This window comes from Novosphingobium sp. BL-S-21 (assembly GCF_055521655.1).
The window spans coordinates 1,740,825-1,762,258 of record NZ_CM145496.1; the positions used below are offsets into that span (position 1 = coordinate 1,740,825).

Sequence of the window (21,434 nt, forward strand, 5' to 3'; positions counted from 1 at the left end):
CTTAGCCCAGCTTTTCCATGACTTCGTCGGAGATGTCGTAATTGCCCCAGACGGTCTGGACGTCGTCGTCTTCTTCGAGCGTGTCGACCAGCTTCATCAGCGTGCCGGCAGTGTCGGCATCGACGTCGACGGTGAGGTTGGGCTTCCACGCCAGCTTCACGCCCTCGGCCTCGCCAAGGACCTTTTCCAGCTCGCGGGCGACTTCGTGAAGCGAATCGACCGAGACCCAGATCTGGTGGCTGCCGGGGTTCTCGTCGCCATCGCCCATATCGCTTTCGACATCGTCGGCGCCGGCTTCGATCGCGGCTTCGAGGACCTTGTCCTCGTCACCCACGCTGCCGGGGTATTCGATCAGGCCAAGGCGTTCGAAACCGTGCGAAACCGCGCCCGAAGCACCAAGGTTGCCGCCGTTCTTGGAGAAGGCGGTGCGCACGTTGGTGGCGGTGCGGTTGCGGTTGTCGGTCAGCGCCTCGACGATGAGGGCCACGCCGCCGGGGCCGTAGCCTTCGTAGCGCACTTCCTCGTAGTTCTCGGCATCGCCCTTGCTCGCCTTGTCGATCGCGCGCTGGATGTTGTCCTTGGGCATCGACTGCGCCTTGGCCGCGTTGACGGCGGCGCGCAGGCGCGGGTTCATGTCCGGATCAGGCATGCCCATCTTGGCCGCGACGGTGATTTCGCGGGAGAGCTTGCTGAACTGCGCCGAGCGCTTTTTGTCCTGCGCGCCCTTGCGGTGCATGATGTTCTTGAATTTGGAATGGCCTGCCATGGGTCCGCTCTTGCTTCGCTCGTCTGCCTGCCTGCGGACTGATCCGCGAGGCCCGGAGAATGAGGTCCGGTGAATGTTGTGTGCCAATTGACGCAGGGCGCGCCTTACAACAGGCCGGCACCCGAGGGCAACCGCCCGCTCCGCACGCCGATCATGCGCCGCATCGCACAACGAATTGGCAAGGATGACGGGGCTATCAGGAACGGACATGGCTACCCGAACCCACCCGCCCGCCCGTTCCGCGCCGCCCTTCGCACCCTTGGGCATGCTGCGCGAACTGCCGTCTTTCCTGCGGCGGCCCGCCGTGCTCACGCCGATCGGCCTGCGCAGGCGCGAAGGCTGGGCGGCGCTCGGCGTGTTGGAAACGGTTCACATCGCCGGGCTTTTCCTGGTGGTGCTGCCGCTCATCGGGATCTGGCAGCAGGCCATGCACCTTTCCCCGCCCGATGCTTTCGACAAGCTGCCGGGAGGCTGGCTGCTCCCCTTCACGATCCTGATTGCCCCGATTGCTGAAGAGGCGCTTTTCCGCGGCTGGCAGACAGGGCGCCCCCGCGCGCTCTGGCTATTGGCCTGCACCGTGGTGCTGGCGATCCTGGTGGTCTGCGCGAAAGGCATGGCGCCGATGGTGCTGGCAGGCGCGCTGGCGGCGCTGGCCCTTGCGGCGCTGGGCGGCTGGATCGCCTTGCGCAAGCGGCGCGCGCCGATGGCCGGATTCCTTGCGGCCTATCCGGCGGTGTTCTGGATCGTGGCGCTCGTCTTCGCAGGCGTGCACCTGACGAACTATCCTGCCGTCTCGGTGCTGACGCTGCCGCTGGTGCTGCCGCAATTGTGGGCGGCGCTGCTGCTGGGCTTCACCCGCCAGCGCGTGGGCCTGCACGCCGCCATGCTCCAGCACGCCGGCGCCAATGCGGCGACCATGCTGCTGGTGCATTTCGGGACGTGACGCGCGTTTCTGCCCGGCCGCAAGGGCGGGGCGAGACGCCGGAGTCTTCGCCGGCTGCGCTCGCCACGAAAGTGACGAGCTTGCTGCACCGGCCCAAGTCCTTGTTCGGTTCGCCTTCGACGGATGTCGAAGGCTCGCGGCATCAGTCGATGCCGAGCGCCGTCTTGTAGGTGTCGAGCAGCATGTCCATTTCGCGGCGGTCATCCGGCTTCATCTTACGGATGCGCACGATCTGGCGCATGATCTTGACGTCGTAGCCGACTGCCTTGGCTTCGTTGTAGACGTCGCGGATATCGTCCGAGATGCCCTTCTTTTCCTCTTCGAGGCGCTCGACGCGCTCGATCAGCAGGCGCAGGCGATCGTCGGTGGTTTCGGCCATCGGTGTAGTGCTCCAATAGGAATCGTGAATCGGTTTGGCGGCGGCTGATAGCGACTGCGCCGGATTCGGGCAAAGCGCCGACCTGTGGAAATCCTGTGTGTAATCCGCAGCAAGGGCGCCCGGCCCTTCCCCGTTGCATCCCCGACGGGCCCGCGTTATTCGCCCCGCGAGCGGCGACCACGTTCCCGCCTCCCCGGCCGAACCGACCTCGCGCCCGGGAGCATCAAGACCGGGACGGCCCGGCAACCATTTCAGGAGGTTGCCCCCCAATGCCCACTGCCATGCCCTGGATCGTTCTCGTCATTGCCGGCCTGTTCGAAGTGGTCTGGGCCTCGGCGATGAAGCAGTCCAACGGCTTCACCCGCCTCTGGCCCAGCATCGTCACGATCGCGGCCATGCTGGCGAGCTTCGGCCTGCTGTCCTGGGCGATGCGCGTGCTGCCGCTGGGCACCGCCTACATGGTCTGGACCGGCATCGGCGCGCTGGGCGCCTTCATCGTCGGCATCGTCCTGCTCGGGGAATCGGCCAGCGCGATGCGCCTCGCCGCGGCCGGGCTGATCCTGGCCGGGCTGGTCATGATGAAGCTCGCGAGTTCCTGAGGGCGCTGGCACGCCCCCGAAACCGGCCCCGGGACATCGCCCTGGGGCGTCAGTGCGATCCGCCGTTTTTCTTCAGGCTTTCCTCCATCCGCGCGATCTGCTCGGGCGTGGCCTCGCTCTGATAGGCATCCTTCCAGGCGCCAAAGGGCATGCCGTGGATCACTTCGCGCGCCGCGGCCTTGTCGCCATCGTAGCCCGCATCGCGGATCCAGTCCGCCAGGCAGTTGCGGCAGAAGCCGGCCAGCCCCATCAAATCGATGTTCTGCGCATCGTGGCGAGTCTGGAGGTGCCGCACGAGGCGACGGAACGCCGCGGCCGCCACAGCGTCGTCGAGTTGGTCGATCTGGTCGTTTCCGTTCATATTTCTGGCAATCGTCCTTGGTTTGTCATGCCGCCTTTGCCATATGTCGCCGAAATATCGAAAGAGAGGCAGACAGATTTTGGCCACCACCCCTCCGTTTCGTCGTTCGCCGCACCATCGCGGCATCAAGCGCCAGCGCAAGGTGAAGATTCTTGCCACCCTGGGGCCGGCCAGCCGCGACAAGGAGACCATCGCCAAGCTGCTCAAGGCCGGCGCCGATGCGTTCCGCGTCAACATGAGCCATGGCGATCACGAGACCCATCGCGAAACCATCGCCAATATCCGCGCGGTCGAAAAGGACCTGATGCGCCCCGTGGCGATCCTTTGCGACCTCCAGGGCCCGAAACTGCGCGTCGGCACTTTCGCCGAGGGCAAGGTGTTCCTGCGCCACGGCGCTCACTTCACGCTCGATCGCGATCCCACGCCGGGTGACGAGAACCGCGTCTGCCTGCCGCATCCCGAGCTCTTCGGCATTCTCCAGAAGGGCCAGCGCCTGCTGATCGACGACGGCAAGCTGCGCCTGGTGGTTATCAAGCCGGAACCCGATTCGATCCTCTGCACCGCCGAAGTCGGCGGTTTCATTTCCGACCGCAAGGGCGTGAACGTGCCCGACGCGATCGTGCCGGTGCCCGCGCTGACCGACAAGGATCGCCGCGACCTCGCCTTCTCGGTGGAGCAAGGCGCCGACTGGATCGGCCTGTCGTTCGTCCAGCGCCCCGAAGACGTGGCCGAAGCGCGCCGCCTGATCGGCGGTGCCTGCGCGCTCATGTCGAAGATCGAAAAGCCGGCGGCGGTCGATTCCATCGACGGGATCATCGAGCTTTCGGACGGCATCATGGTCGCCCGCGGCGATCTGGGCGTGGAACTGCTGCCTGAAGAAGTGCCGCCGATCCAGAAGCACATCATCGCCAAGACCCGCGCCATCGGCAAGCCGGTGGTGGTCGCCACGCAGATGCTGGAATCGATGATCACCAGCCCCTCCCCGACCCGCGCCGAAGTGTCCGACGTGGCCAATGCCGTCTATGACGGCGCCGACGCGGTCATGCTCTCGGCCGAAACGGCAGCGGGCCAGTGGCCGGTCGAAGCGGTGACGATCATGGACCGCATCGCCATCAAGGTGGAGACCGACTCGACCTATCGCGAGCGCATCCACCTTGCCCAGACCCCGCCCGACGCCACCACGGCCGACGCGCTCTCCGCCTCCTGCGCCACCATTGCCGACACCCTGCCGATCGAAGGCATCATCGTCTTCACCGGATCGGGCGGCTCGGCCCGCCGCGTCGCCCGCGAGCGTCCCGCCGCGCCGATGCTGGTGCTCACGCCCTCGCAGAAGACCGCCCGCCGCCTGGCCCTGCTCTGGGGCGCGCATGCCGTGACCACCAAGGACATCGGCAGCTTCGAGGAGATGATCGCCAAGGGCAAGCGCATGGCCCTGCGCCACGGCTTCGGCGCCGCCGGCACGCGCCTGGTGGCACTGGCCGGCGTCCCCTTCGGCACGCCGGGTTCGACGAACCTGCTGCATGTGGTGACGCTGACCGGCAACGAGCTGGAAACGCCGAACTGAGGTTCGATCCGGAGATGCGAAGAAAGCCGCACCGCACCGCCGCGTTGCTGGCGTTCTTCGCATTTCTGGGTTCGCCGCTTGCAGCCGGAGCAAGCCCTTCGTCGGCGTCGGAAACGCCCAGCGCGCTCAACCTGGGCGAAGGAATTTACGCCGCACATCGCGATGTCCTGAACGGAACCGGAAGCAGACCGCTGCGCAAAATCGCGGACGACGTCATCCGTTTCAGCTCCACGCCCGCCCTGGGCGCGCCCGGATACATCATCGAACTGCACGGCAAGACGCGGGATCAGGGCCCTCAAGTCCTTGCACGCTTCTTCCGCCATGGGATCGACCGATGGGACCCGGACGGCGAAATGCGTTTCGCTCTTTCCGAAGATGCCTACGATGATCTTGCAGGGACGATCGACGAACTGCTCGCCCAAGGCACTCCGGAAAGCCGAGGGCAGGTTCGCTGGATCTGCATGGACGGGCCCGGCTTCGTGACCGAACGCCTTACGAAAGGCCGGGCTCACTGGCTCAGCGGTTTCTGCGGCGACAATCCGAACAATGCCATCGCGGCCTTGCTGGACGGGCTGCTGGAACAACAAGTCGCCAGCCGCCTTCCCTCGCTCAAAACGCGCAAGTCGCCGCGGCTTTAGACCGATCCCGCGCGACGGAGAGTTCGCGCTTCACAAGCGGCCAGCGGTCCCGGATCAAGTCCGGGACGCGCCCGCTTTAAAGTTCAGATCAGCCCCGCGCGCCGAACAGGGCGCTGCCGACGCGGACATGCGTGGCGCCGAGCATGATGGCGGTCTCGAAGTCCTCGCTCATGCCCATCGAAAGCTGCGACAGGCCGTTGTCCGCCGCAATCTTCGCCAGGAGCGCGAAGAACGGCGCTGCCTCGATGCCCTGCGGCGGCACGCACATCAGGCCCGCGACCGGAAGCGCGGCCTCGCGCGCGGCAGCCAGCAATGCGGGCACTTCGGCAATGGCGCAGCCGCCCTTCTGCTCCTCGGCGCCGATATTGACCTGCACGAAGCAGGGCACCCGGCGGCCGGTCCTGTCCATTGCCTTGCCGAGCGCGGACACCAGCGAGGGCCGGTCGACCGAATGGATGCAGTCGAACAGGCTCAGGGCATCCTCGGCCTTGTTGGACTGGAGCTGCCCCACGAGATGAAGCGAAATGCCCTCGTGCTCGCCGCGCAGGGCCGGCCACTTGGCCTCGGCTTCCTGAACGCGGTTTTCGCCGAAGACGCGCTGGCCCTGGGCGATCAGGGGCACAATGGCCTCGGCGGGGTGAGTCTTGGAGATGGCGACGAGTTCCACCGATTCGGCCTCGCGCCCGGCAATGCGGGCAGCCTGGGCGATGCGGGCACGGATGTCGTCGAGAGGAGATACTGGCTGATCCATGGCGCGCTGCTATAGCGGCTTCGTGCCGAACCGCCACCCGCCTCTTCCCGACATCTGGCTCATTACCGACGCCCGCAACGACGAAGCCCTGGAGCGCACCCTCGCCCGCCTGCCGCGGGGATCGGGGCTGGTCTATCGGCATTATCACCTGGCCCCTGCCGCGCGCCGCGCACGGTTTGCAGCGCTTGCGCGCGCGGCCCGCCGCTTCGGGCACAGCGTGTTCCTGTCGGGCCCCGCACGGGAGGCGCGGGGCTGGGGTGCAGACGGCGCTTATGGCGCGCCCGCAAGGCTGGCGCGGGGGCCCGCTTGCCCGCGCCTCGTCACCGTCCATTCCCTGCGCGAACTGGGCCGGGCTCACCGCGCCCGCGCCGACGCCATCCTGCTCTCGCCGGTCTTCGCGACCCGCTCTCATCCCGGCGGGGCGACGCTCGGCCGCGTGCATTTTCACTTGCTCGCCGCCCGTTCCGCCGTTCCAGTGATTGCGCTGGGCGGCATGACAGTGCATCGGGCGCGCACTTTGCCGTCGAGGAAATGGGCTGCGATTCAGGGCCTTGCCCGCTAGCCCACAGGGCTGTTCCCGATCCATTCTTGACGGCGAGTCCCGCCAGAGCGCATTATCCGGGCCTGATCAGAGGCCCGATTTCCAGGGGGAATTCTTAATGGCCACCCGGCCCATCGCACCAGGACGGCGGATCGCCAAGCCGAACTGGCGCGCCGTTCTCAAGCGCTCCCTGCGCCGCGCCTCCGAACTGAGCGGCGCGCTGACGCTGTTTGCGGCCATGGCATTCCTGGCCCTGGCACTCGTCAGCTATCACCAGACCGACCCTTCCGCCTCCACCGCTGCAGGGGGGCCGGCGCAGAACTGGATGGGCTCCGTCGGCGCCTGGGTGGCCGAGCGCGCGCTGGTGCTGTTCGGCCCGGTTTCGGCCTTGTTCGTGCCGCTGCTCTACGTCTTCGCCCGCAAGCTCTGGCTGCTGGTGGAGGAGGACGACAACGAGATCGAACATTCCAACCAGCGCTGGTGGCGCCCGGTGGCAGTGCTGGCGATCGCCATGACGCTGATCGCCACCGTCATGTCGCTGGTCTTCACGGCGCCGGGCGGCGTGCTGCCCGCCTCGATGGGCGGCATCACCGGCCTGCTGGGCGCCAAGGGCATCACCGGCATCGCGGCCTTCGCGCCCGAAGTCGTCCAGGGCTGGATCAAGCTCGTGCTGGCGCTGCTCTGCGCGCTGGCCGGCGTGGCCCTGGCCGGACAGGTCTTCGCGGTCGACTGGGTGCGCCTGCTGACATTGCCGGGCCGGATCGGCCGCCTGCGCGGCGAAGGCGAGGCAGCGCCCGCCATGTCCGAAAAGACCAAATCACGCGACAAGGGGGCACGCGATACAAGCGCGCGCGACACGGGCGAGGAAATGGCCAAGCCCGCGCCCCGCATCGATGCGCCCGCCGCCGCTCTCGACGCTGCGGCCGACAAGCCGCGCAAGGCGCCCGAAATCAGCGATCCCAAGGCCAGCGCCGCCCCTGCGCAGCTCAACCTGGGCAACCGCCAGAAGGACATGTTCGACAAGTACGAACTGCCCGGGCTCGACATCCTGGCCGATCCGCCGCCCAATTCGCAGCCCAAGGTCGACAAGCTCAGCCTGGAGCGCAATGCGCGGCTGCTGGAAACCGTGCTTGACGACTTCAACGTCAAGGGCGAGATCACGGCCGTGCGCACCGGCCCGGTCGTCACCATGTACGAGCTGGAGCCCGCTCCCGGCATCAAGGCCAGCCGCGTGATCGGCCTGGCCGACGACATCGCCCGCAACATGAGCGCGATTTCCGCGCGCGTCGCCTCGATCCCCGGCCGCACGGTCATGGGCATCGAGCTTCCGAACGCCGACCGCCAGATGGTCTCGTTCAAGGAAATGGTCGCCTCGGAGGCTTTCGCCAACCACAAGGGCATGCTGCCGATCATCCTGGGCAAGGACATCGCCGGCGAGCCCGTGGTGGCGGACCTTGCAACCATGCCGCACCTGCTGGTCGCGGGTACCACCGGGTCGGGCAAGTCGGTCGGCCTCAACGTCATCCTGCTTTCGCTGCTCTACCGCCTCACCCCCGCGCAGTGCCGCCTGATCCTCGTCGATCCCAAGGTTCTCGAACTCAAGAGCTACGACGATATTCCGCACTTGCTCTCGCCGGTGGTGACCGAGCCGCCGAAAGCCGTGCGCGCGCTGAAGTGGGCGGTAGAGGAAATGGAGCGCCGCTATCGCCAGATGAGCGAGATTTCGGTGCGCAACCTTGCCAGCTTCAACGAAAAGGTCCGCGCCGCCGCCGCCAAGGGCAAGCCGCTCGGCCGCCGCATCCAGATCGGTTTCGACCCGGAGACGGGCGAGGAACTCTACGAGGACCGCCAGCTCGATTACGAGACGCTGCCGCAGATCGTCCTCATCGTCGACGAACTGGCCGACCTCATGGTCACGGTGGGCAAGGAAATCGAAGTGCTGATCCAGCGCCTCTCGCAAAAGAGCCGCGCGGCGGGCATTCACCTCATCATGGCCACGCAGCGCCCCTCGGTCGACGTCATCACCGGCGTCATCAAGGCCAACCTGCCGACCCGTATCTCCTTCGCCGTCACCAGCCGCATCGACAGCCGCACCATCCTGGGCGAACAGGGCGCCGAGCAGCTGCTCGGCAAGGGCGACATGCTCTACAAGCCCAGCACCGACCCGATCAAACGCGTCCACGCGCCCTTCGTCTCGGACGAGGAAGTCGAGCACGTTGCCGATCACTGGCGCGGCCAGGGCAAGCCGGACTACGTCGATGCCGTCACCGAGGAGCCAGAGGAAGGCTCCTTCGGCTTCGACGACCTCGACGCCACCGCGTCGGACCAGCCGGAAGAGCGCAAGTACCGGCAGGTCTGCCAGCTGGTGTTCGAGAACCAGAAAGTCTCGGTCTCGTGGCTCCAGCGGCAGATGGGCGTCGGCTACAACACCGCCGCCAAGTGGGTGGAGCGCATGGAGAACGACGGCTACGTCGGCCCCGCCAACCACGTCGGCCGCCGCGACATCTACCGCGACGAGAACGGCAGCCCGCTCTGATGCGAGCGGGAAAGCGCGGCCTGACCCTGCTCGGCCTGCTGGCCGCGCCCGCCCTGGCCACGACGGGCGGGGCCGCGACGGGCGTGGCGGCGACGGGCGTGGCGGCGACGGGCGTGGCGGCGCAATGGCAGCGTCTGTTCGTGCCCAGCGTGGAAAACACGCTCGGCCGCAGCGTCTATGTCGACAAGGCCAGCGTGAAGGCCGGCATGATCGGGCGGCAGTTCCGGCAGATGCAGGTCCTGCTGCGCGCCAATGCCGGCTATCCGCAAGGCACCGTGCTCTACACCGAGCGCGCGGTGGACTGTACCGGCAGCCGCGCCCTGTCCTATCACTGGCGCATCGTCCGTCCGAACGGCACGGTGCTGCGGGACTGGAGCGATGCCAGCCCAAGCGCCTCCGGCGTGCAATGGGCGGGCGAGGACGGGCTGGTGCTGAAATATGTCTGCACCGGCGTGCTCCCGCGCTGAGCCATCGCAGGCCCGGCCCCCGATCGGCCCGGCCCTCGATAGGCGTGCCCCGGTCCGGCGCGGCCCGGGTGGCGCCACCCGGATCGGTTGGCCTTTTCTGGCCCCTCCCTTCGTCTAGGGTTCCGCACCGCAGCGTGACGCCCTAAGAAGACCGTCCGCACGCAATTTTCGCTTCCCGCCCGAAAGGCCCCGATGGAAGATCATACCCAGGCATTCCTCCTGCGCGACGGCTTCCTGCTGCTCGGCACGGCGCTTGCCTTCGTCCTGCTGTTCCGCCGCCTCGGCCTGGGTGCGACCTTGGGCTACCTGCTCGCAGGCGCCATCCTCGGACCTTACGCGCTGGGCCTGGTAGGCGATCCGGAGAACAAGCTGGGCATTGCCGAGCTGGGCATCACCCTGCTGCTGTTCATCGTGGGCCTGGAACTGGCGCCGCGGCGGCTCTGGCGGATGCGCAACGAGATCTTCGGCCTCGGCTTCCTGCAAGTGACGCTCTGCGGCCTCGCCGTCTCTGCGGTGATCTATTATTCGGCCGGGTTCAGCCTGGCCGCCTCGCTGGCGCTGGGCCTGCCGCTGGGGCTCTCCTCGACCGCGCAGGTCCTGCCGATGCTCCAGAGCGCCGGGCGCCTGAACACGCCCTTCGGCGAACGCTCCTTCGCAATCCTGCTGTTCCAGGACCTCTCGATCATCCCGCTGATCACGATCATCGCGGCGATGAACCGCAACCCGCATTTGCCCGAAGGCCCTCCGGGCTGGATCCTGGTGCTGGAGACCCTGGCCGCCATCGCCGGCCTGATCCTGGCCGGGCGCTTCGTGATCCGCCCGCTGTTCCGCCTGATCGGCAATCTCGGCGAGCGCGAGATGTTCGTCTTCGCCGCGCTGTTCACCGTGATCGCCTCTGCCGCGCTGATGCAGTCGCTCGGCCTTTCGACCGCGCTGGGTGCCTTTATTGCCGGCGTCATGCTCGCCGATACGCCTTACCGCCACGAGCTGGAGGCCGACGTCGAGCCGTTCCGCTCGATCCTGCTCGGCCTGTTCTTCATGTCGGTCGGCATGATGCTGGACCTTTCCGCCATTGCCGAGCGCCCGCTGTTCGTCGCCACCATGGCGCTGGCCCTGATCGCGGTGAAGGCTTCGGTGATCTTCGGGCTGGGCCTGCTGTTCCGCATGAACTGGCGCAGTGCGCTGGCACTCGGCCTGCTGCTGAGCCAGGGCGGCGAGTTCGGCTTCGTGCTTTTCGCGCAGGCGCAGAGCGCCTGGCTGATCGAGCCCCGCGCCGCCAGCCTGTTCAGCGCCATCGTCACCCTGTCGATGGTCACCACCCCGTTCCTGATGATGGCCACCGCGCGCATCCGCGAAATGCCGACCAGCAAGGAAACCCGCGAAGGGCCGCGCAAGGACGGCGCCAAGGCCCTGCTGGTGGGCTACGGCCGCTTCGGCCAGACCGTGGCGCAAGTGCTGATCGCTGCCGAAATCCAGGTGACGCTGATCGATACCGACATCGAGATGATCGACGTCGCCAGCGGTTTCGGCGCGAAAGTCTGGTTCGGGGACGGCACCCGCATCGACCTGTTGCGGCAGGCCGGCGCCGGCGGCGCGCAGATGATCGTGTTCTGCATCGACGGCGACCAGCTCTCGGACAGCTTCCTCCAGAACGTCCACGAGGCTTTCCCCGATGCCCGCATCCTCGCCCGTGTCTATGACCGGCGCGCGATGATCCGGCTGATGGATGCCCCCGTCACCTTCATGGTCCGCGAAGTGATGGAATCGGCCGTCGCCCTGGCCCGCGAGGCGCTGGACGACCTTGGCCTCTCCATCGAGCAGATCGACAATGCCGAGGAAACTTATCGCGCCAGCGACCGGGAGCGCTTGTCGATCCAGCACGAGACCGGTGACTTGCGCGCCGCGCGCGATCGCATCCTGACCCAGGACCTGCGCGACGCCCATTGACGCTGGCGGGCGGCATCCCTCCGGGAAGCGCCCCTTCGGGTGACGCCTTGCCCGCGGGCGCTCACGGCACCGAATAGCCCTCGAACCGCTTGATCCGGCGCAGCGCGAAGCTTGTCCGCATCGACGATACCCCCGGCAGCCGCGCCAGGCAGTCGCGGTGGATGCGGTCGTAGTGATCGAGGTCCGAGGCGGCGACACGCAGCTGATAATCCGCCGCGCCCGACATCAGGTGGCATTCGAGGATATCGTCGAAGTCTCCCACCGCCCGCTCGAAACGCTCCATGGCCTCGCGGCTCTGGCTGGTCAGCGTAATCTCGACGAAGACTTCCATCGACAGGCCAAGCCGCCGGGCATCCACCCGCGCGGCATAACCCAGGATCAGGCCCTGCTCCTCCAGGGCGCGGATGCGCCGGTGGCACGCGGAGGACGACAGGTTCACCAGAGCCGCCAGTTCGGCGATCGAGCGCGAGGAATCGGCCTGCAACGCTTCGAGGAGTGCGCGGTCTGCCCGGTCCATGGAAAATTCTCTTGTCGTTTGTTTCAGGACTGGGAAATATTCCTGCCTCGCTTTCTGACAAGCCCCAATTCGGTGAAACATTGCAGGGGCCCGGGTGTATCTCATCGGCAGGAGAGTTTTTCGCGGAGTCGATAATATGCGTGTCGGTACGGTCAGGGAAATCAAGAACCACGAATATCGCGTCGGCCTGACGCCGGAGAGTGCCCGCGAACTCGTGACTCACGGGCACGAAGTCTGGGTGGAAAGCGGTGCCGGCCAGGGCATCGGCGCCAGCGACGCCGACTATACCCGCCAGGGCGCCAAGATCGTGGCGACCGCGCGGGAGATCTTCGAAGGCTGCGAGATGGTCGTGAAGGTCAAGGAACCGCAGGCGGGCGAACGCGCCATGCTGCGGGAAGGCCAGATCCTCTACACGTACCTGCACCTCGCCCCCGACCCCGAGCAGACGGCCGACCTGGTGAAGTCCGGCGTCACCGCCATCGCCTATGAAACCGTGACCGGCCCCGGCGGGCAGCTTCCGCTGCTCAAGCCGATGAGCCAGGTGGCCGGGCGCATGTCGATCCAGGCCGGCGCCACCGCGCTGGAGAAGGCCCATGGCGGGCGCGGCGTGCTGCTGGGCGGCGTACCGGGCGTGATGCCGGGCAAAGTCGCAGTGATCGGCGGCGGCGTGGTCGGCTTCAACGCCGCGCAGATGGCCGTGGGCCTCGGCGCCGACGTCACCATCCTCGACCGCAGCCCCGACGTGCTCGAACGGCTGGGCATCTATTTCGAGGCCCGCGCCAAGACCCGCTTCGCCAGCACCGCCAACCTGGCGGAAAGCGTGGCCGATGCCGACCTCGTGATCGGCGCGGTGCTGATCCCTGGCGCGGCCGCTCCCAAGCTGGTGACCCGCGACATGCTCGGCACGATGAAGCCGGGCGCGGTGCTGGTGGACGTCGCCATCGATCAGGGCGGCTGCTTCGAAACCAGCCATGCCACCACTCATGCCGAGCCGACTTTCGTGGTCGACGGCATCGTCCACTACTGCGTGGCCAACATGCCGGGCGCCGTGGCCCGCACCAGCACTTACGCGCTGAACAACGTCACCCTGCCCCACGCCCTGGCGATCGCCAACCTCGGCTGGAAGGCCGCGCTACAGGCCGATCCTTACCTGGCCGAGGGCCTCAACGTCCACGCCGGCAAAGTGACCTTCGAGGCCGTGGCGACCGAGCTGGGGTACGACTACGTGCCGGTGAGCGACGTTCTGGGCTGATGATCTGGCGGCTCTCGTCCCGGCCTTGCCCCGGGACGAGGGCGGCCCGAGCTTCCGGAAACATACCAAGGGTTGCGCGGAAAGTTGCGCGGGGTCAGTCAGACCCGTCCCAGAAGGGCGCCGCGACCTCGGGTGGCACGCGCATGAGGCGTTCGGAGGCGATGTCGATCATGGCCCAGGTCGTCCGGGCGGAAACGAGCACTTTGCCCGTTTCGTTGCGGAAATCCACGCGGCGCACGAAGCGCGCGCCGCTGGGACCTTCGGGAATGAAGGTCTCTCCCGTCACGCTTTCGCCCTCGCGGATATTGCCGCGATAATCGATCTCGTGCCGGGTCACGACCCAGGCGTAGAGCGCCTGGTGCTCGGGCGGGGCCACCGCTTCCCAGTGCGCGGTGGCCATGGCCTCCATCCATTGCACCCAGACTGCATTGTTGACGTGGCCCATGACGTCGATGTCATGGGCCTGCGCCGTGAATGTCCGGGTGAAGGGCGGCTTCACTCGGAAACGCCGAGCTGCCAGAGAATGAACGCGAACTCCTCCGCGGTTTCCTTCAGGCTTTCGAACCGGCCGGACTTGCCGCCGTGGCCCGCACCCATGTTGGTCTTGAGGATCAGTTCGTTGCCGTCCGTCTTCAATTCGCGGAGACGGGCGACCCACTTGGCGGGCTCCCAATACGTCACGCGGGGATCGTTGAGCCCGGCCGTCACCATCAGCGGCGGATAGGCCTGGGCCTTGACCTGATCGTAGGGCGAGTAGCTGCGGATAAGCTCGAAGGCCGCGCGGTCCTCGATGGGATTGCCCCATTCCGGCCATTCGCCCGGAGTCAGCGGCAATGTGTCGTCGAGCATGGTGCTCAGCACGTCCACGAAAGGCACATGCGCCACCACCGCGCCGAACAGGTCGGGATCGGAATTGATGACCGCGCCCATCAGTTCGCCGCCCGCCGAGCCGCCCGAGATCGAGATCTTGCCCGCCTCGGTGAAGCCGCGCTCGATCAGGCCCTTGGCCACATCGACGAAGTCGTTGAACGTATTGGCCCGCTTCTCCAGCTTGCCGGCCTTGTACCAGGCGCGGCCCAGATCGTCGCCGCCGCGGATATGGGCAATGGCATAAGCGAAGCCACGGTCGACGAGGCTGAGGCGCGCCGTCGAGAACCCCGGATCGATGGAGATACCGTAGGCGCCGTAGCCGTAGAGATGCAGCGGCCCGGCACTCGTGCGGTCGCGGCGATAGACGACCGAAACCGGGATCGCCGTGCCGTCGCGCGCGGTCACTTCCAGCCGCTCGGTGGCATAGAGCGAGGCGTCGTAGCCCGAAGGGATTTCCTGGACCTTCAGCAGCTCCAGCGTGCGGTCCTTCACGTCGTAGTCGTAGACCGACGAGGGGCTGACCATCGATTCGTACGTCACCCGCAGCACGTCCATGTGCCATTCGGGATTGTTGGAAAGCCCGGCCGAGTAGCTGGCTTCGGGGAAGACGATCGGCTCGACGCGGGAGGAATCGTCGTAGTAGCGCAGCTCGATCTGGTCGAGCCCGGCCCCGCGCCCGGCCGTCTTCCGGCCTTCGACCACGTAGAAGTCGCGGAACAGGTCCACGCCGGTGAGGTAGAAGGCATCGGCCCCCTCGATCAGCGTCCTCCACTCGCCGGGATTATCCAGCGGCGCGGTGGCGAGGCGGAAGTTCTCGTGGCTGTCGTTGGTGTGGATGTAGAGCACGCCCTCGCGCTCATCCACGTCGTATTCCACGCCCTTGACGCGCGGCTTGACCAGGATCTGCGGGCCCAGCGGATCGTCGGCAAGGACCATGCGGCATTCGCTGGTCTCGTGATCGCTGGCGCCGATCAGCAGCCACTTCTCGTTGGAGGAGAGCGAGGAACCGACGCGGAAACCTTCGTCGTCCTCGTGATAGAGTTCGACATCGCTTTCCAGCGGCTGCCCCAGCCAGTGCAGGCGGGCATTGTCGGTACGCCACTGCTCGTTGGCCAGCGAGTAGACGAGACCCTTGTCCTGCGCCACCCAGACCAGCGCCGAGAGCGTGCCGGGGATTTCGTCAGGCAGGAGTTCGCCGGTCTCCAGGTTCTTGATCCGCGCGGTGAAGCGCTCCGAACCGTTGTCGTCATAGGCATAGGCCAGCAGCTTGCCGTTGGCGCTGGTGGAGATCGCGCCGAGGTTGAAGTATTCCTTGCCCTCGGCCAGGGCCACTTCGTCCAGGATCAGCTCGTCGGCGCTGCCGTCTTCGCTGGCGCCCACGGGGCGGCGCCACCACTTCTTGTATTCGGCGCCTTCCTCGAATTCGATCCAGTAGAGGAAATCGCCGTCCTTCTGCGGCACCGACTTGTCGGCTTCCTTGATGCGCGCGCGCATTTCCTTGAACAGCGCGTCGATCTGCCCCTGGCGGCCTTCCATGCGCGACTCGAACCAGCGGTTTTCCGCTTCGAGATGGTCCAGCACCGCCTTGTCGGTGACCTCGGGATAACCCGCGTCACGCAGCCAGGCGTAGTCGTCTTCCACGCTCAGGCCGTGGTGAGTGAAGGAATGCGGCTTCTTCGCCGCCTGTGGAGGACCTGCAAGGGCCTGGGTGGAATCTGCCATTGCCTCCATCTATGTTGCACACATGACCCCCGCAAGCCGGATACCCACCTCATGTTGATGAATACCCACGAAGCGCGGCTCGATGCCTTGCGCCAGGAACTCAAGTCGCGCGGCCTCGACGGCTTCGTGATCCCCATTTCCGACGAGCATATGAGCGAATACGTCGGCGCCTATGCGCAGCGCCTCGCCTGGCTCACCGGCTTCGGCGGCTCGGCCGGAACGGCCGTGGTGCTTACCGATCCCACGCTCTCTCCCGCCGCCGCCATGTTCGTGGACGGGCGCTACACCCTCCAGGTGCGCGAGCAGGTGGACGGCAAGGCCTATGCCTACGAAAGCGTGCCGCAGACCAGCGCCGCCCGCTGGCTGGGCGAGCACGCGCCCAAGGGTGCGAAGATCGGCTACGACGCCTGGCTTCACGGCTCCAAATGGGTGGAAGCCGCCCAGGCCGCGCTTTCGCACAAGGGCGGCACGCTCGTGGCGGTGGACGGCAACCCGATCGATGCCGTCTGGCAGGACCAGCCCGCCCCCTCGCCCGCTGCGGCGATCGTCCATGACGATGCCTTCGCCGGCGAATCGAGCAAGGCCAAGCGCGCCGCCGTCTCCGAATGGCTGACCGCGCGCGGTCTCGATGCGACCGTGATCTCGGCGCTCGATTCCATTGCCTGGCTGCTCAACTTGCGCGGCACGGACGTGGAGCGGACCCCCGTGGCGCTCTCCTACGTCGTCGCCCATGCCGACGGCACGGCCGATCTCTACATCGCCGAGGAAAAGGTGACGGCCGAACTGCGCCAGCACCTTGGCAATGCCGTTCGCATCCAGCCGCGCGATGCCTTCGTCGCGGGCCTCGGCAAACTGGCAGGCAAGCGCGTCTCGGTCGATCCCGACAATGCCGTGGCCGCCGTGTTCGAAACACTGCGCGCCGCCGGCGCCGCGATCGTCGAGGAACGCGATCCCACGATCCTGCCCAAGGCGGTGAAGAACCCGGTCGAGCAGCAAGGCCACCGCAAGGCCCAGGCCATCGACGGGGTGGCCGTCACGCGCTTCCTGCACTGGCTCTCGGTCGAAGGCCCCAAGGGCGAAGTGACCGAGATGAGCGCTTCGGACCGTCTCCACGCCTTCCGCCAGGAATGCGGCGATCTTCGCGACCTCTCGTTCGACACGATCTCCGGCGCCGGCCCCAACGCCGCCAGCCCGCACTACCGCGTCTCGGACGAATCGAGCCTGACCCTGGCGCCGGAAAGCGTCTACCTCGTCGATTCGGGCGGGCAGTACCCTTGCGGCACCACCGACATCACCCGCACCGTGTGGATCGGCAGCCCGGAAAATGAGAGCGGCGCCCCGCCGGCCGAAGTGAAGGACCGCTTCACCCGCGTGCTCAAGGGCCATATCGCCATCGACCGCGCGGTCTTCCCCAAGGGCACCAACGGCGGCCAGCTCGACGCGCTGGCACGTCAGTTCCTCTGGGCCGTCGGGCTCGACTACGCCCATGGCACCGGCCACGGCGTGGGCAGCTTCCTCTCGGTTCACGAAGGACCGCAGCGCATCGGCAAGCCGGCGGGCGGCCAGGCCGGCACATCGCAGGAACTGCTCGCGGGCATGATCCTCAGCGACGAGCCGGGCTACTACAAGGCCGGCGAATACGGCATTCGCATCGAGAACCTGATCCTCGTCGAACCGCGCCAGTTCGCCGGAGCGGACGGCGAATACTTCGGCTTCGAGACGCTGACCCTGGTGCCGATCGACCGCCGCCTCGTCGACCTTTCGCTGCTTACCGCGGAGGAAGTGGCCTGGTGGAATGCCTACCATGCCAAAGTGCTCCAGGTGATCGGCCCGCAAGTCGAGGGCGAAGTGAAGCACTGGCTCGACGCGCAGTGCCGCCCCTTCTGAGCGCGCGGCTTCCGATGTTGTGAGCCTGCGGGCTCAGGCGTAACCTCCTCCCGGAAACAGGCTGGCCGGGAGGAGTCGCCCGATGACGGACGCAGTGCACGATCTCAGGACCCATCCGGTCCATCTCGGCCGCGGCGCGGTGGCCAGGGCGCAGCCCGCTTTCACCGGCATGGAATGGTACGCCGACTATATCGAGCGGAGTGCCGCCGACGGGGCCGAGGGCCGCCTCGTCTCGATGTACGATTTCGACGAAAGCTGGGACAGCTGGGAAATGCACCCCGCCGGCGACGAACTCGTGGTCTGCCTGGGCGGGGCGATCACGCTGCACCAGGAACTGGCGGACGGCACGGCGCGCACCGTATCGCTCCAGCCCGGCGAATATGCCATCAACCCGCCCGGCGCCTGGCATACCGCCGATGTCGACGGCCGGGCGACGGCGCTGTTCGTGACGGCGGGGATGGGAACGCAGCACCGGCCGCGATGAAACGGCGCAAGGCTTGCCTCCGCATGAATAGAGTGCCAAGCCTGTGACAATTGGCGACAATAAAGCCGCAAGGCGGCACAACTGCGCGACAAGCGGTCGTTAGACGGGATCTCAGAAAGCCGCGGGGCTGTTCTTCCCCCTCCCTTCCCCGTCCCCCGGCTTTCGCCCTATTCGCCCGAAGAAAGAGAGCCCAGAGGATGAACCGCTTCAGCAAGATCGCCGTAGGCATCTCCGCCGCTGCGCTGGCCGTTGCCGGGGTGGCCTGCGCCCAATCTCCGGCCCAATCTCCTGCCGGCCCGCAGCGCGACCGTCCCGAAACGCGCACCGAAACGCGCGCCGAAGCCCAGAGCCGGGCGGAGGAAATGTTCGCGCGTCTCGACGTGAACAAGGACGGCAAGCTCGACCGCGCAGACCGCGAGGCCCGCCGCCAGCAGATGCGCGAAGCCGCGTTCGACCGTCTCGACACGAACAAGGACGGATCGATCTCCAAAGCCGAATTCATGGCCGATCGCGGACCGCGCGGTGACGGCGACCGGCCCGATGGTAACCGGCCCGATGGCGACCGGCCCCATGGTGACCGACCGGCCGACATGCCCCCACCCCCGCCCGGCGCGGAAGGCGCGATGCCGCCGCCTCCCGGTGGCCCCGACATGGCCGGCCCCACGGGGCGCCCTGGAAAGGATCGCCATGGCCGCCACGACGGTCCGCGCGGCGGCATGAAGGGTCCGATGATGGGCTTCGGCAAGGCGGACGCCGATGGCGATCGCTCCGTGACCCGCGCCGAATTCGTCGCAGCCGCCCTTCAGCGCTTCGATGCCGCAGACACCAACAAGGACGGCAAGGTCACCCCCGAGGAACGCCGCGCCGCGCATGACAAGATGCGTGCCGAGTGGCAGGCCCGCAAGGGCGAGCGTGGGGAGGCCCGGCGCGGCCGGGGCGATACCCCGCCGCCGCCCCCGGCCCCGGCACCCGCGACGAAGTAACCCGAGACCCCGCCCGCGCGACCGGACGGAAAAGGATTGGAATGAACGACATCTCGCCCGCCCGCATCCTGCTGGTCGACGACGAAGCTGCACTCCGCGAGCCCCTGGCCGACTACCTGTCGCGCCAGGGGTTTGCCGTCACCCCGGCCACGAGTGCAGCCGAAGCCCGCAGCAAGCTGCGCGACGACAGGCCCGATCTCGTCCTGCTCGACATCATGATGCCGGGCGAGGACGGCCTCTCGCTCTGCCGCCACTTCGTGGAAGCGCAGGACATTCCGGTGATCTTCCTCACCGCGCGCGGCGAGGCGACCGACCGGATCGTCGGGCTGGAGATCGGCGCCGACGATTACGTCGTGAAGCCTTTCGAGCCCCGCGAACTGGTCGCCCGCATCCGCTCCGTCCTGCGCCGCGCCGCCCGCATGCCTGCGCAGGCGCCGGAGAACGAGGCCTTCGCTTTCGAAGGCTGGCTGCTCGATCCGCTCAAACGCCGCCTTTCCGATGCCGAAGGCGCGACCGTGCCGATTTCCTCGGTCGAGTTCCGCCTGCTCATGGCCTTCCTCGAACACCCGCGCCAGGTGCTCAACCGCGATCGGCTGCTCGACATGGTGCAGGGCCGCGAAGCGCATCTGTTCGACCGCGCGGTGGACAACCAGGTCAGCCGCCTGCGCCGCAAGATCGAGGTCGATTCGCGCAACCCGCAGCTGATCCAGACCGTGTGGGGCGGCGGCTACATGCTGGCCACGGACGTCCGGCGCGTGCCGCTGGACGCGGACTGAGCGGAACCCGCAAGATGTCGAGCCTGAAGATGCCGCGTCCCCATAGCCTGATGGGCCAGATGCTGCTGGCAGTGGCCGTCGCGCTGATGCTCGTGCAGGGCCTGGGCGCGTTCCTGGTCTATCGCGCCCAGCGCGAGGGCTACGAGGCGAGCATGCTCAATGCCTCCGCGTTCCGCCTCATCATGGAAACGCGCGGCCCCCGCGCGCTGTCGCGGCGGCATGACGGGCCGCGCGTGCCGCTCTCCGGCCCGCCGCCCAAGGGCTATCACCTCGAATACAGCACGCGCTCCCCCGCCGGTCCCGGAGAAACGCGCGACCGGGAAGCGGAAGTGGGCTTGGCCAAGATCCTGGCCGACCAGGAGTTCCCGGTGCGCGACATCGTCGTGGTCCACCGCGACGTCGGCCGCGACCGCGTCGCCCGCCGCAACGCGCTGGATCGCGCCGCCAATTACGGCCTCGCGCGTGAGGAAATCGACCGCATCATGCGGGCCAACCTGCTGGTGGTCGGCGTGCGCACGGAAGAAAACGGCAGCTGGATCATCTCGCGGGTGCGCGCGCCGAGGCCGGAAAACGTCCTGCTGACGCCGGTGCTGGTCCAGACGATCATCATCTACATCGTCGTCATGGCCGCCGTGGCGCTGATCCTGCGCCGCATCACCCGGCCGCTCGCCGCCCTGACGCGCCGCCTCGAACGCTTCGCCGCCACGCAGGACGTGGAGGGCCAGTTGGCCCCTTCCGGGCCGGAGGACATGCAGCGCCTCATCATCGCCCACAACGCCATGGAATCGCGCATCGCCGCCCTGCTGGACGAGAAGAACGTCATGCTGGGCGCCATCGGCCACGATCTCAAGACCCCGCTGGCGGCGCTGCGCGTCCGCATCGAATCGGTGACGGACGACGTCGAGCGCGGCCGCATGGCAGCCACCATCGAGGACATCGTCCACACCCTGGACGACATCCTGTCCCTCGCCCGCGTCGGCCGACCCAGCGATCCGCTCGAACGCACCGAACTCTCCGCGCTGATGTTCTCGGTGATCGAGGAATACGAGGACATGGGCGAGCCGGTCGAAGTGGGAGACACCGCGCGGATGGCGCTGGAACTGCGTCCCACCTGGATCCGCCGCGCCTTGCGCAACCTCATCGGCAATGCGCTGCGCTACGGCGAACGCGCCCGCGTCTCGCTCTCCCGCGCAGAGGGCCGCGCCGTCATCCTGATCGAGGACGATGGCGCCGGCATTCCCGACGATGCGATCGCGGACATGATGAACCCCTTCACCCGCGGCGACCCCTCGCGCAACAGCGCCACGGGCGGCGCCGGGCTCGGCCTCGCCCTCGCCCGCGCCATTGCCGACCAGCACGGCGGCGCCTTGGTTCTGTCCAACCGGCTCTCGGCAAGCGGCACCGTCGAAGGCCTGACCGCCCGGCTGGAACTGCCTCTGGGCTGACGTTCG

Annotated in this window: 21 protein-coding genes; 14 read left to right on the forward strand and 7 right to left on the reverse strand. The window is 67.4% G+C overall.

The annotated features are described in order from the left end of the window. Position 1 precedes the first annotated feature (1 nt). Positions 2-766 (reverse strand): YebC/PmpR family DNA-binding transcriptional regulator, encoded by a 765-nt coding sequence (locus tag ACZ1J6_RS16670; protein WP_132264720.1) that lies wholly within the window; start codon positions 764-766, stop codon positions 2-4. A gap of 208 nt (positions 767-974) precedes the next feature. Between ACZ1J6_RS16670 and ACZ1J6_RS16675 the strand changes: the two genes are divergently transcribed. Continuing rightward, a complete protein-coding gene (locus ACZ1J6_RS16675; RefSeq protein WP_132264719.1) occupies positions 975-1,709 on the forward strand; it encodes a CPBP family glutamic-type intramembrane protease in 735 nt (244 codons plus the stop codon). Between the two features lie 142 nt (positions 1,710-1,851). Here the strand turns inward: ACZ1J6_RS16675 and ACZ1J6_RS16680 are convergent, their stop codons facing one another. Further along, on the reverse strand, positions 1,852-2,088 hold the full coding sequence (locus ACZ1J6_RS16680; protein ID WP_086492369.1) for a DUF2312 domain-containing protein: 237 nt from the start codon (positions 2,086-2,088) through the stop codon (positions 1,852-1,854). 281 nt (positions 2,089-2,369) lie between these two features. Between ACZ1J6_RS16680 and sugE the strand changes: the two genes are divergently transcribed. Beyond that, positions 2,370-2,687: a quaternary ammonium compound efflux SMR transporter SugE gene (gene sugE / locus ACZ1J6_RS16685; protein WP_132265308.1), complete on the forward strand. Its 318-nt coding sequence runs from the start codon at positions 2,370-2,372 to the stop codon at positions 2,685-2,687. A 49-nt stretch (positions 2,688-2,736) separates the two neighbouring features. On the opposite strand, the gene ACZ1J6_RS16690 is transcribed toward sugE, so the two are convergent. Further along, complete coding sequence (locus ACZ1J6_RS16690; RefSeq protein ID WP_132264717.1) at positions 2,737-3,048, reverse strand: DUF1244 domain-containing protein; 312 nt, start codon at positions 3,046-3,048, stop codon at positions 2,737-2,739. 79 nt (positions 3,049-3,127) lie between these two features. On the opposite strand from ACZ1J6_RS16690, the gene pyk reads away from it, so the two are divergent. Both pyk and ACZ1J6_RS16700 read left to right on the forward strand, forming a co-directional pair. Continuing rightward, positions 3,128-4,612, forward strand: coding sequence for a pyruvate kinase (gene pyk / locus ACZ1J6_RS16695; protein ID WP_465127554.1), 1,485 nt, complete (start codon positions 3,128-3,130; stop codon positions 4,610-4,612). Between the two features lie 14 nt (positions 4,613-4,626). Then, positions 4,627-5,250, forward strand: coding sequence for a hypothetical protein (locus tag ACZ1J6_RS16700; RefSeq protein ID WP_132264714.1), 624 nt, complete (start codon positions 4,627-4,629; stop codon positions 5,248-5,250). Positions 5,251-5,338: 88 nt separating this feature from the next. On the opposite strand, the gene ACZ1J6_RS16705 is transcribed toward ACZ1J6_RS16700, so the two are convergent. Next, on the reverse strand, positions 5,339-6,001 hold the full coding sequence (locus tag ACZ1J6_RS16705) for a YggS family pyridoxal phosphate-dependent enzyme (protein ID WP_465127555.1): 663 nt from the start codon (positions 5,999-6,001) through the stop codon (positions 5,339-5,341). Between ACZ1J6_RS16705 and ACZ1J6_RS16710 the strand changes: the two genes are divergently transcribed. From ACZ1J6_RS16710 to ACZ1J6_RS16725, 4 genes are all read left to right on the forward strand, one after another. Then, entirely contained in the window at positions 6,000-6,563 is a 564-nt protein-coding gene (locus ACZ1J6_RS16710) for a thiamine phosphate synthase (protein WP_465127556.1), read from the forward strand. The genes ACZ1J6_RS16705 and ACZ1J6_RS16710 overlap by 2 nt on opposite strands. A 97-nt stretch (positions 6,564-6,660) precedes the next feature. After that, a complete protein-coding gene (locus ACZ1J6_RS16715) occupies positions 6,661-9,078 on the forward strand; it encodes an FtsK/SpoIIIE family DNA translocase (protein ID WP_465127557.1) in 2,418 nt (805 codons plus the stop codon). Continuing rightward, entirely contained in the window at positions 9,078-9,545 is a 468-nt protein-coding gene (locus ACZ1J6_RS16720) for a hypothetical protein (protein ID WP_465127558.1), read from the forward strand. Before ACZ1J6_RS16715 ends, ACZ1J6_RS16720 begins: the two co-directional genes overlap by 1 nt. A gap of 192 nt (positions 9,546-9,737) precedes the next feature. Beyond that, the gene (locus tag ACZ1J6_RS16725) at positions 9,738-11,492 is read left to right on the forward strand and encodes a cation:proton antiporter domain-containing protein (RefSeq protein ID WP_132264705.1); all 1,755 of its coding nucleotides are present in this window, start codon (positions 9,738-9,740) and stop codon (positions 11,490-11,492) included. A gap of 61 nt (positions 11,493-11,553) precedes the next feature. On the opposite strand, the gene ACZ1J6_RS16730 is transcribed toward ACZ1J6_RS16725, so the two are convergent. Continuing rightward, entirely contained in the window at positions 11,554-12,009 is a 456-nt protein-coding gene (locus tag ACZ1J6_RS16730) for an Lrp/AsnC family transcriptional regulator (protein WP_132264703.1), read from the reverse strand. A gap of 136 nt (positions 12,010-12,145) precedes the next feature. Between ACZ1J6_RS16730 and ald the strand changes: the two genes are divergently transcribed. After that, positions 12,146-13,261 carry an alanine dehydrogenase gene (ald, locus tag ACZ1J6_RS16735; protein WP_134094687.1) on the forward strand — a complete coding sequence of 372 codons (1,116 nt, stop codon included), beginning with the start codon at positions 12,146-12,148 and terminating at the stop codon, positions 13,259-13,261. A gap of 94 nt (positions 13,262-13,355) precedes the next feature. Here the strand turns inward: ald and ACZ1J6_RS16740 are convergent, their stop codons facing one another. Together ACZ1J6_RS16740 and ACZ1J6_RS16745 are read right to left on the reverse strand one after the other, a co-directional pair. After that, positions 13,356-13,706 carry an acyl-CoA thioesterase gene (locus tag ACZ1J6_RS16740; protein ID WP_207912891.1) on the reverse strand — a complete coding sequence of 117 codons (351 nt, stop codon included), beginning with the start codon at positions 13,704-13,706 and terminating at the stop codon, positions 13,356-13,358. A gap of 50 nt (positions 13,707-13,756) precedes the next feature. Continuing rightward, positions 13,757-15,862: a S9 family peptidase gene (locus ACZ1J6_RS16745; RefSeq protein ID WP_132264697.1), complete on the reverse strand. Its 2,106-nt coding sequence runs from the start codon at positions 15,860-15,862 to the stop codon at positions 13,757-13,759. 42 nt (positions 15,863-15,904) lie between these two features. On the opposite strand from ACZ1J6_RS16745, the gene ACZ1J6_RS16750 reads away from it, so the two are divergent. The 5 genes from ACZ1J6_RS16750 (at position 15,905) to ACZ1J6_RS16770 (ending at position 21,428) form a co-directional block, all read left to right on the forward strand. Further along, positions 15,905-17,740 carry an aminopeptidase P family protein gene (locus tag ACZ1J6_RS16750; protein ID WP_465127559.1) on the forward strand — a complete coding sequence of 612 codons (1,836 nt, stop codon included), beginning with the start codon at positions 15,905-15,907 and terminating at the stop codon, positions 17,738-17,740. An 82-nt stretch (positions 17,741-17,822) separates the two neighbouring features. After that, positions 17,823-18,224 carry a cupin gene (locus ACZ1J6_RS16755; protein WP_465127560.1) on the forward strand — a complete coding sequence of 134 codons (402 nt, stop codon included), beginning with the start codon at positions 17,823-17,825 and terminating at the stop codon, positions 18,222-18,224. 197 nt (positions 18,225-18,421) lie between these two features. Then, a complete protein-coding gene (locus tag ACZ1J6_RS16760; protein ID WP_465127561.1) occupies positions 18,422-19,207 on the forward strand; it encodes an EF-hand domain-containing protein in 786 nt (261 codons plus the stop codon). Between the two features lie 41 nt (positions 19,208-19,248). Next, the gene (locus tag ACZ1J6_RS16765) at positions 19,249-19,983 is read left to right on the forward strand and encodes a response regulator (protein WP_132264690.1); all 735 of its coding nucleotides are present in this window, start codon (positions 19,249-19,251) and stop codon (positions 19,981-19,983) included. Between the two features lie 14 nt (positions 19,984-19,997). Continuing rightward, positions 19,998-21,428, forward strand: a complete 1,431-nt coding sequence (locus ACZ1J6_RS16770) for an ATP-binding protein (protein WP_465127562.1) — start codon at positions 19,998-20,000, stop codon at positions 21,426-21,428. Positions 21,429-21,434 lie beyond the last annotated feature (6 nt).

Excerpts from the sequence above, each read along its gene's own strand:
- ACZ1J6_RS16715 (WP_465127557.1), top strand. The coding sequence starts at position 6,661 with ATGGCCACCCGGCCCATCGCACCAGGACGGCGGATCGCCAAGCCGAAC.
- ACZ1J6_RS16675 (WP_132264719.1), top strand. The coding sequence starts at position 975 with ATGGCTACCCGAACCCACCCGCCCGCCCGTTCCGCGCCGCCCTTCGCA.
- ACZ1J6_RS16680 (WP_086492369.1), bottom strand. The coding sequence starts at position 2,088 with ATGGCCGAAACCACCGACGATCGCCTGCGCCTGCTGATCGAGCGCGTC.
- ACZ1J6_RS16760 (WP_465127561.1), top strand. The coding sequence starts at position 18,422 with ATGAACCGCTTCAGCAAGATCGCCGTAGGCATCTCCGCCGCTGCGCTG.
- ald (WP_134094687.1), top strand. The coding sequence starts at position 12,146 with ATGCGTGTCGGTACGGTCAGGGAAATCAAGAACCACGAATATCGCGTC.
- ACZ1J6_RS16705 (WP_465127555.1), bottom strand. The coding sequence starts at position 6,001 with ATGGATCAGCCAGTATCTCCTCTCGACGACATCCGTGCCCGCATCGCC.
- ACZ1J6_RS16755 (WP_465127560.1), top strand. The coding sequence starts at position 17,823 with ATGACGGACGCAGTGCACGATCTCAGGACCCATCCGGTCCATCTCGGC.
- ACZ1J6_RS16690 (WP_132264717.1), bottom strand. The coding sequence starts at position 3,048 with ATGAACGGAAACGACCAGATCGACCAACTCGACGACGCTGTGGCGGCC.
- ACZ1J6_RS16725 (WP_132264705.1), top strand. The coding sequence starts at position 9,738 with ATGGAAGATCATACCCAGGCATTCCTCCTGCGCGACGGCTTCCTGCTG.
- ACZ1J6_RS16700 (WP_132264714.1), top strand. The coding sequence starts at position 4,627 with ATGCGAAGAAAGCCGCACCGCACCGCCGCGTTGCTGGCGTTCTTCGCA.
- sugE (WP_132265308.1), top strand. The coding sequence starts at position 2,370 with ATGCCCTGGATCGTTCTCGTCATTGCCGGCCTGTTCGAAGTGGTCTGG.
- ACZ1J6_RS16720 (WP_465127558.1), top strand. The coding sequence starts at position 9,078 with ATGCGAGCGGGAAAGCGCGGCCTGACCCTGCTCGGCCTGCTGGCCGCG.
- ACZ1J6_RS16740 (WP_207912891.1), bottom strand. The coding sequence starts at position 13,706 with ATGGGCCACGTCAACAATGCAGTCTGGGTGCAATGGATGGAGGCCATG.
- ACZ1J6_RS16670 (WP_132264720.1), bottom strand. The coding sequence starts at position 766 with ATGGCAGGCCATTCCAAATTCAAGAACATCATGCACCGCAAGGGCGCG.
- ACZ1J6_RS16770 (WP_465127562.1), top strand. The coding sequence starts at position 19,998 with ATGTCGAGCCTGAAGATGCCGCGTCCCCATAGCCTGATGGGCCAGATG.
- ACZ1J6_RS16750 (WP_465127559.1), top strand. The coding sequence starts at position 15,905 with ATGTTGATGAATACCCACGAAGCGCGGCTCGATGCCTTGCGCCAGGAA.
- ACZ1J6_RS16730 (WP_132264703.1), bottom strand. The coding sequence starts at position 12,009 with ATGGACCGGGCAGACCGCGCACTCCTCGAAGCGTTGCAGGCCGATTCC.
- ACZ1J6_RS16765 (WP_132264690.1), top strand. The coding sequence starts at position 19,249 with ATGAACGACATCTCGCCCGCCCGCATCCTGCTGGTCGACGACGAAGCT.
- ACZ1J6_RS16745 (WP_132264697.1), bottom strand. The coding sequence starts at position 15,862 with ATGGAGGCAATGGCAGATTCCACCCAGGCCCTTGCAGGTCCTCCACAG.
- ACZ1J6_RS16710 (WP_465127556.1), top strand. The coding sequence starts at position 6,000 with ATGGCGCGCTGCTATAGCGGCTTCGTGCCGAACCGCCACCCGCCTCTT.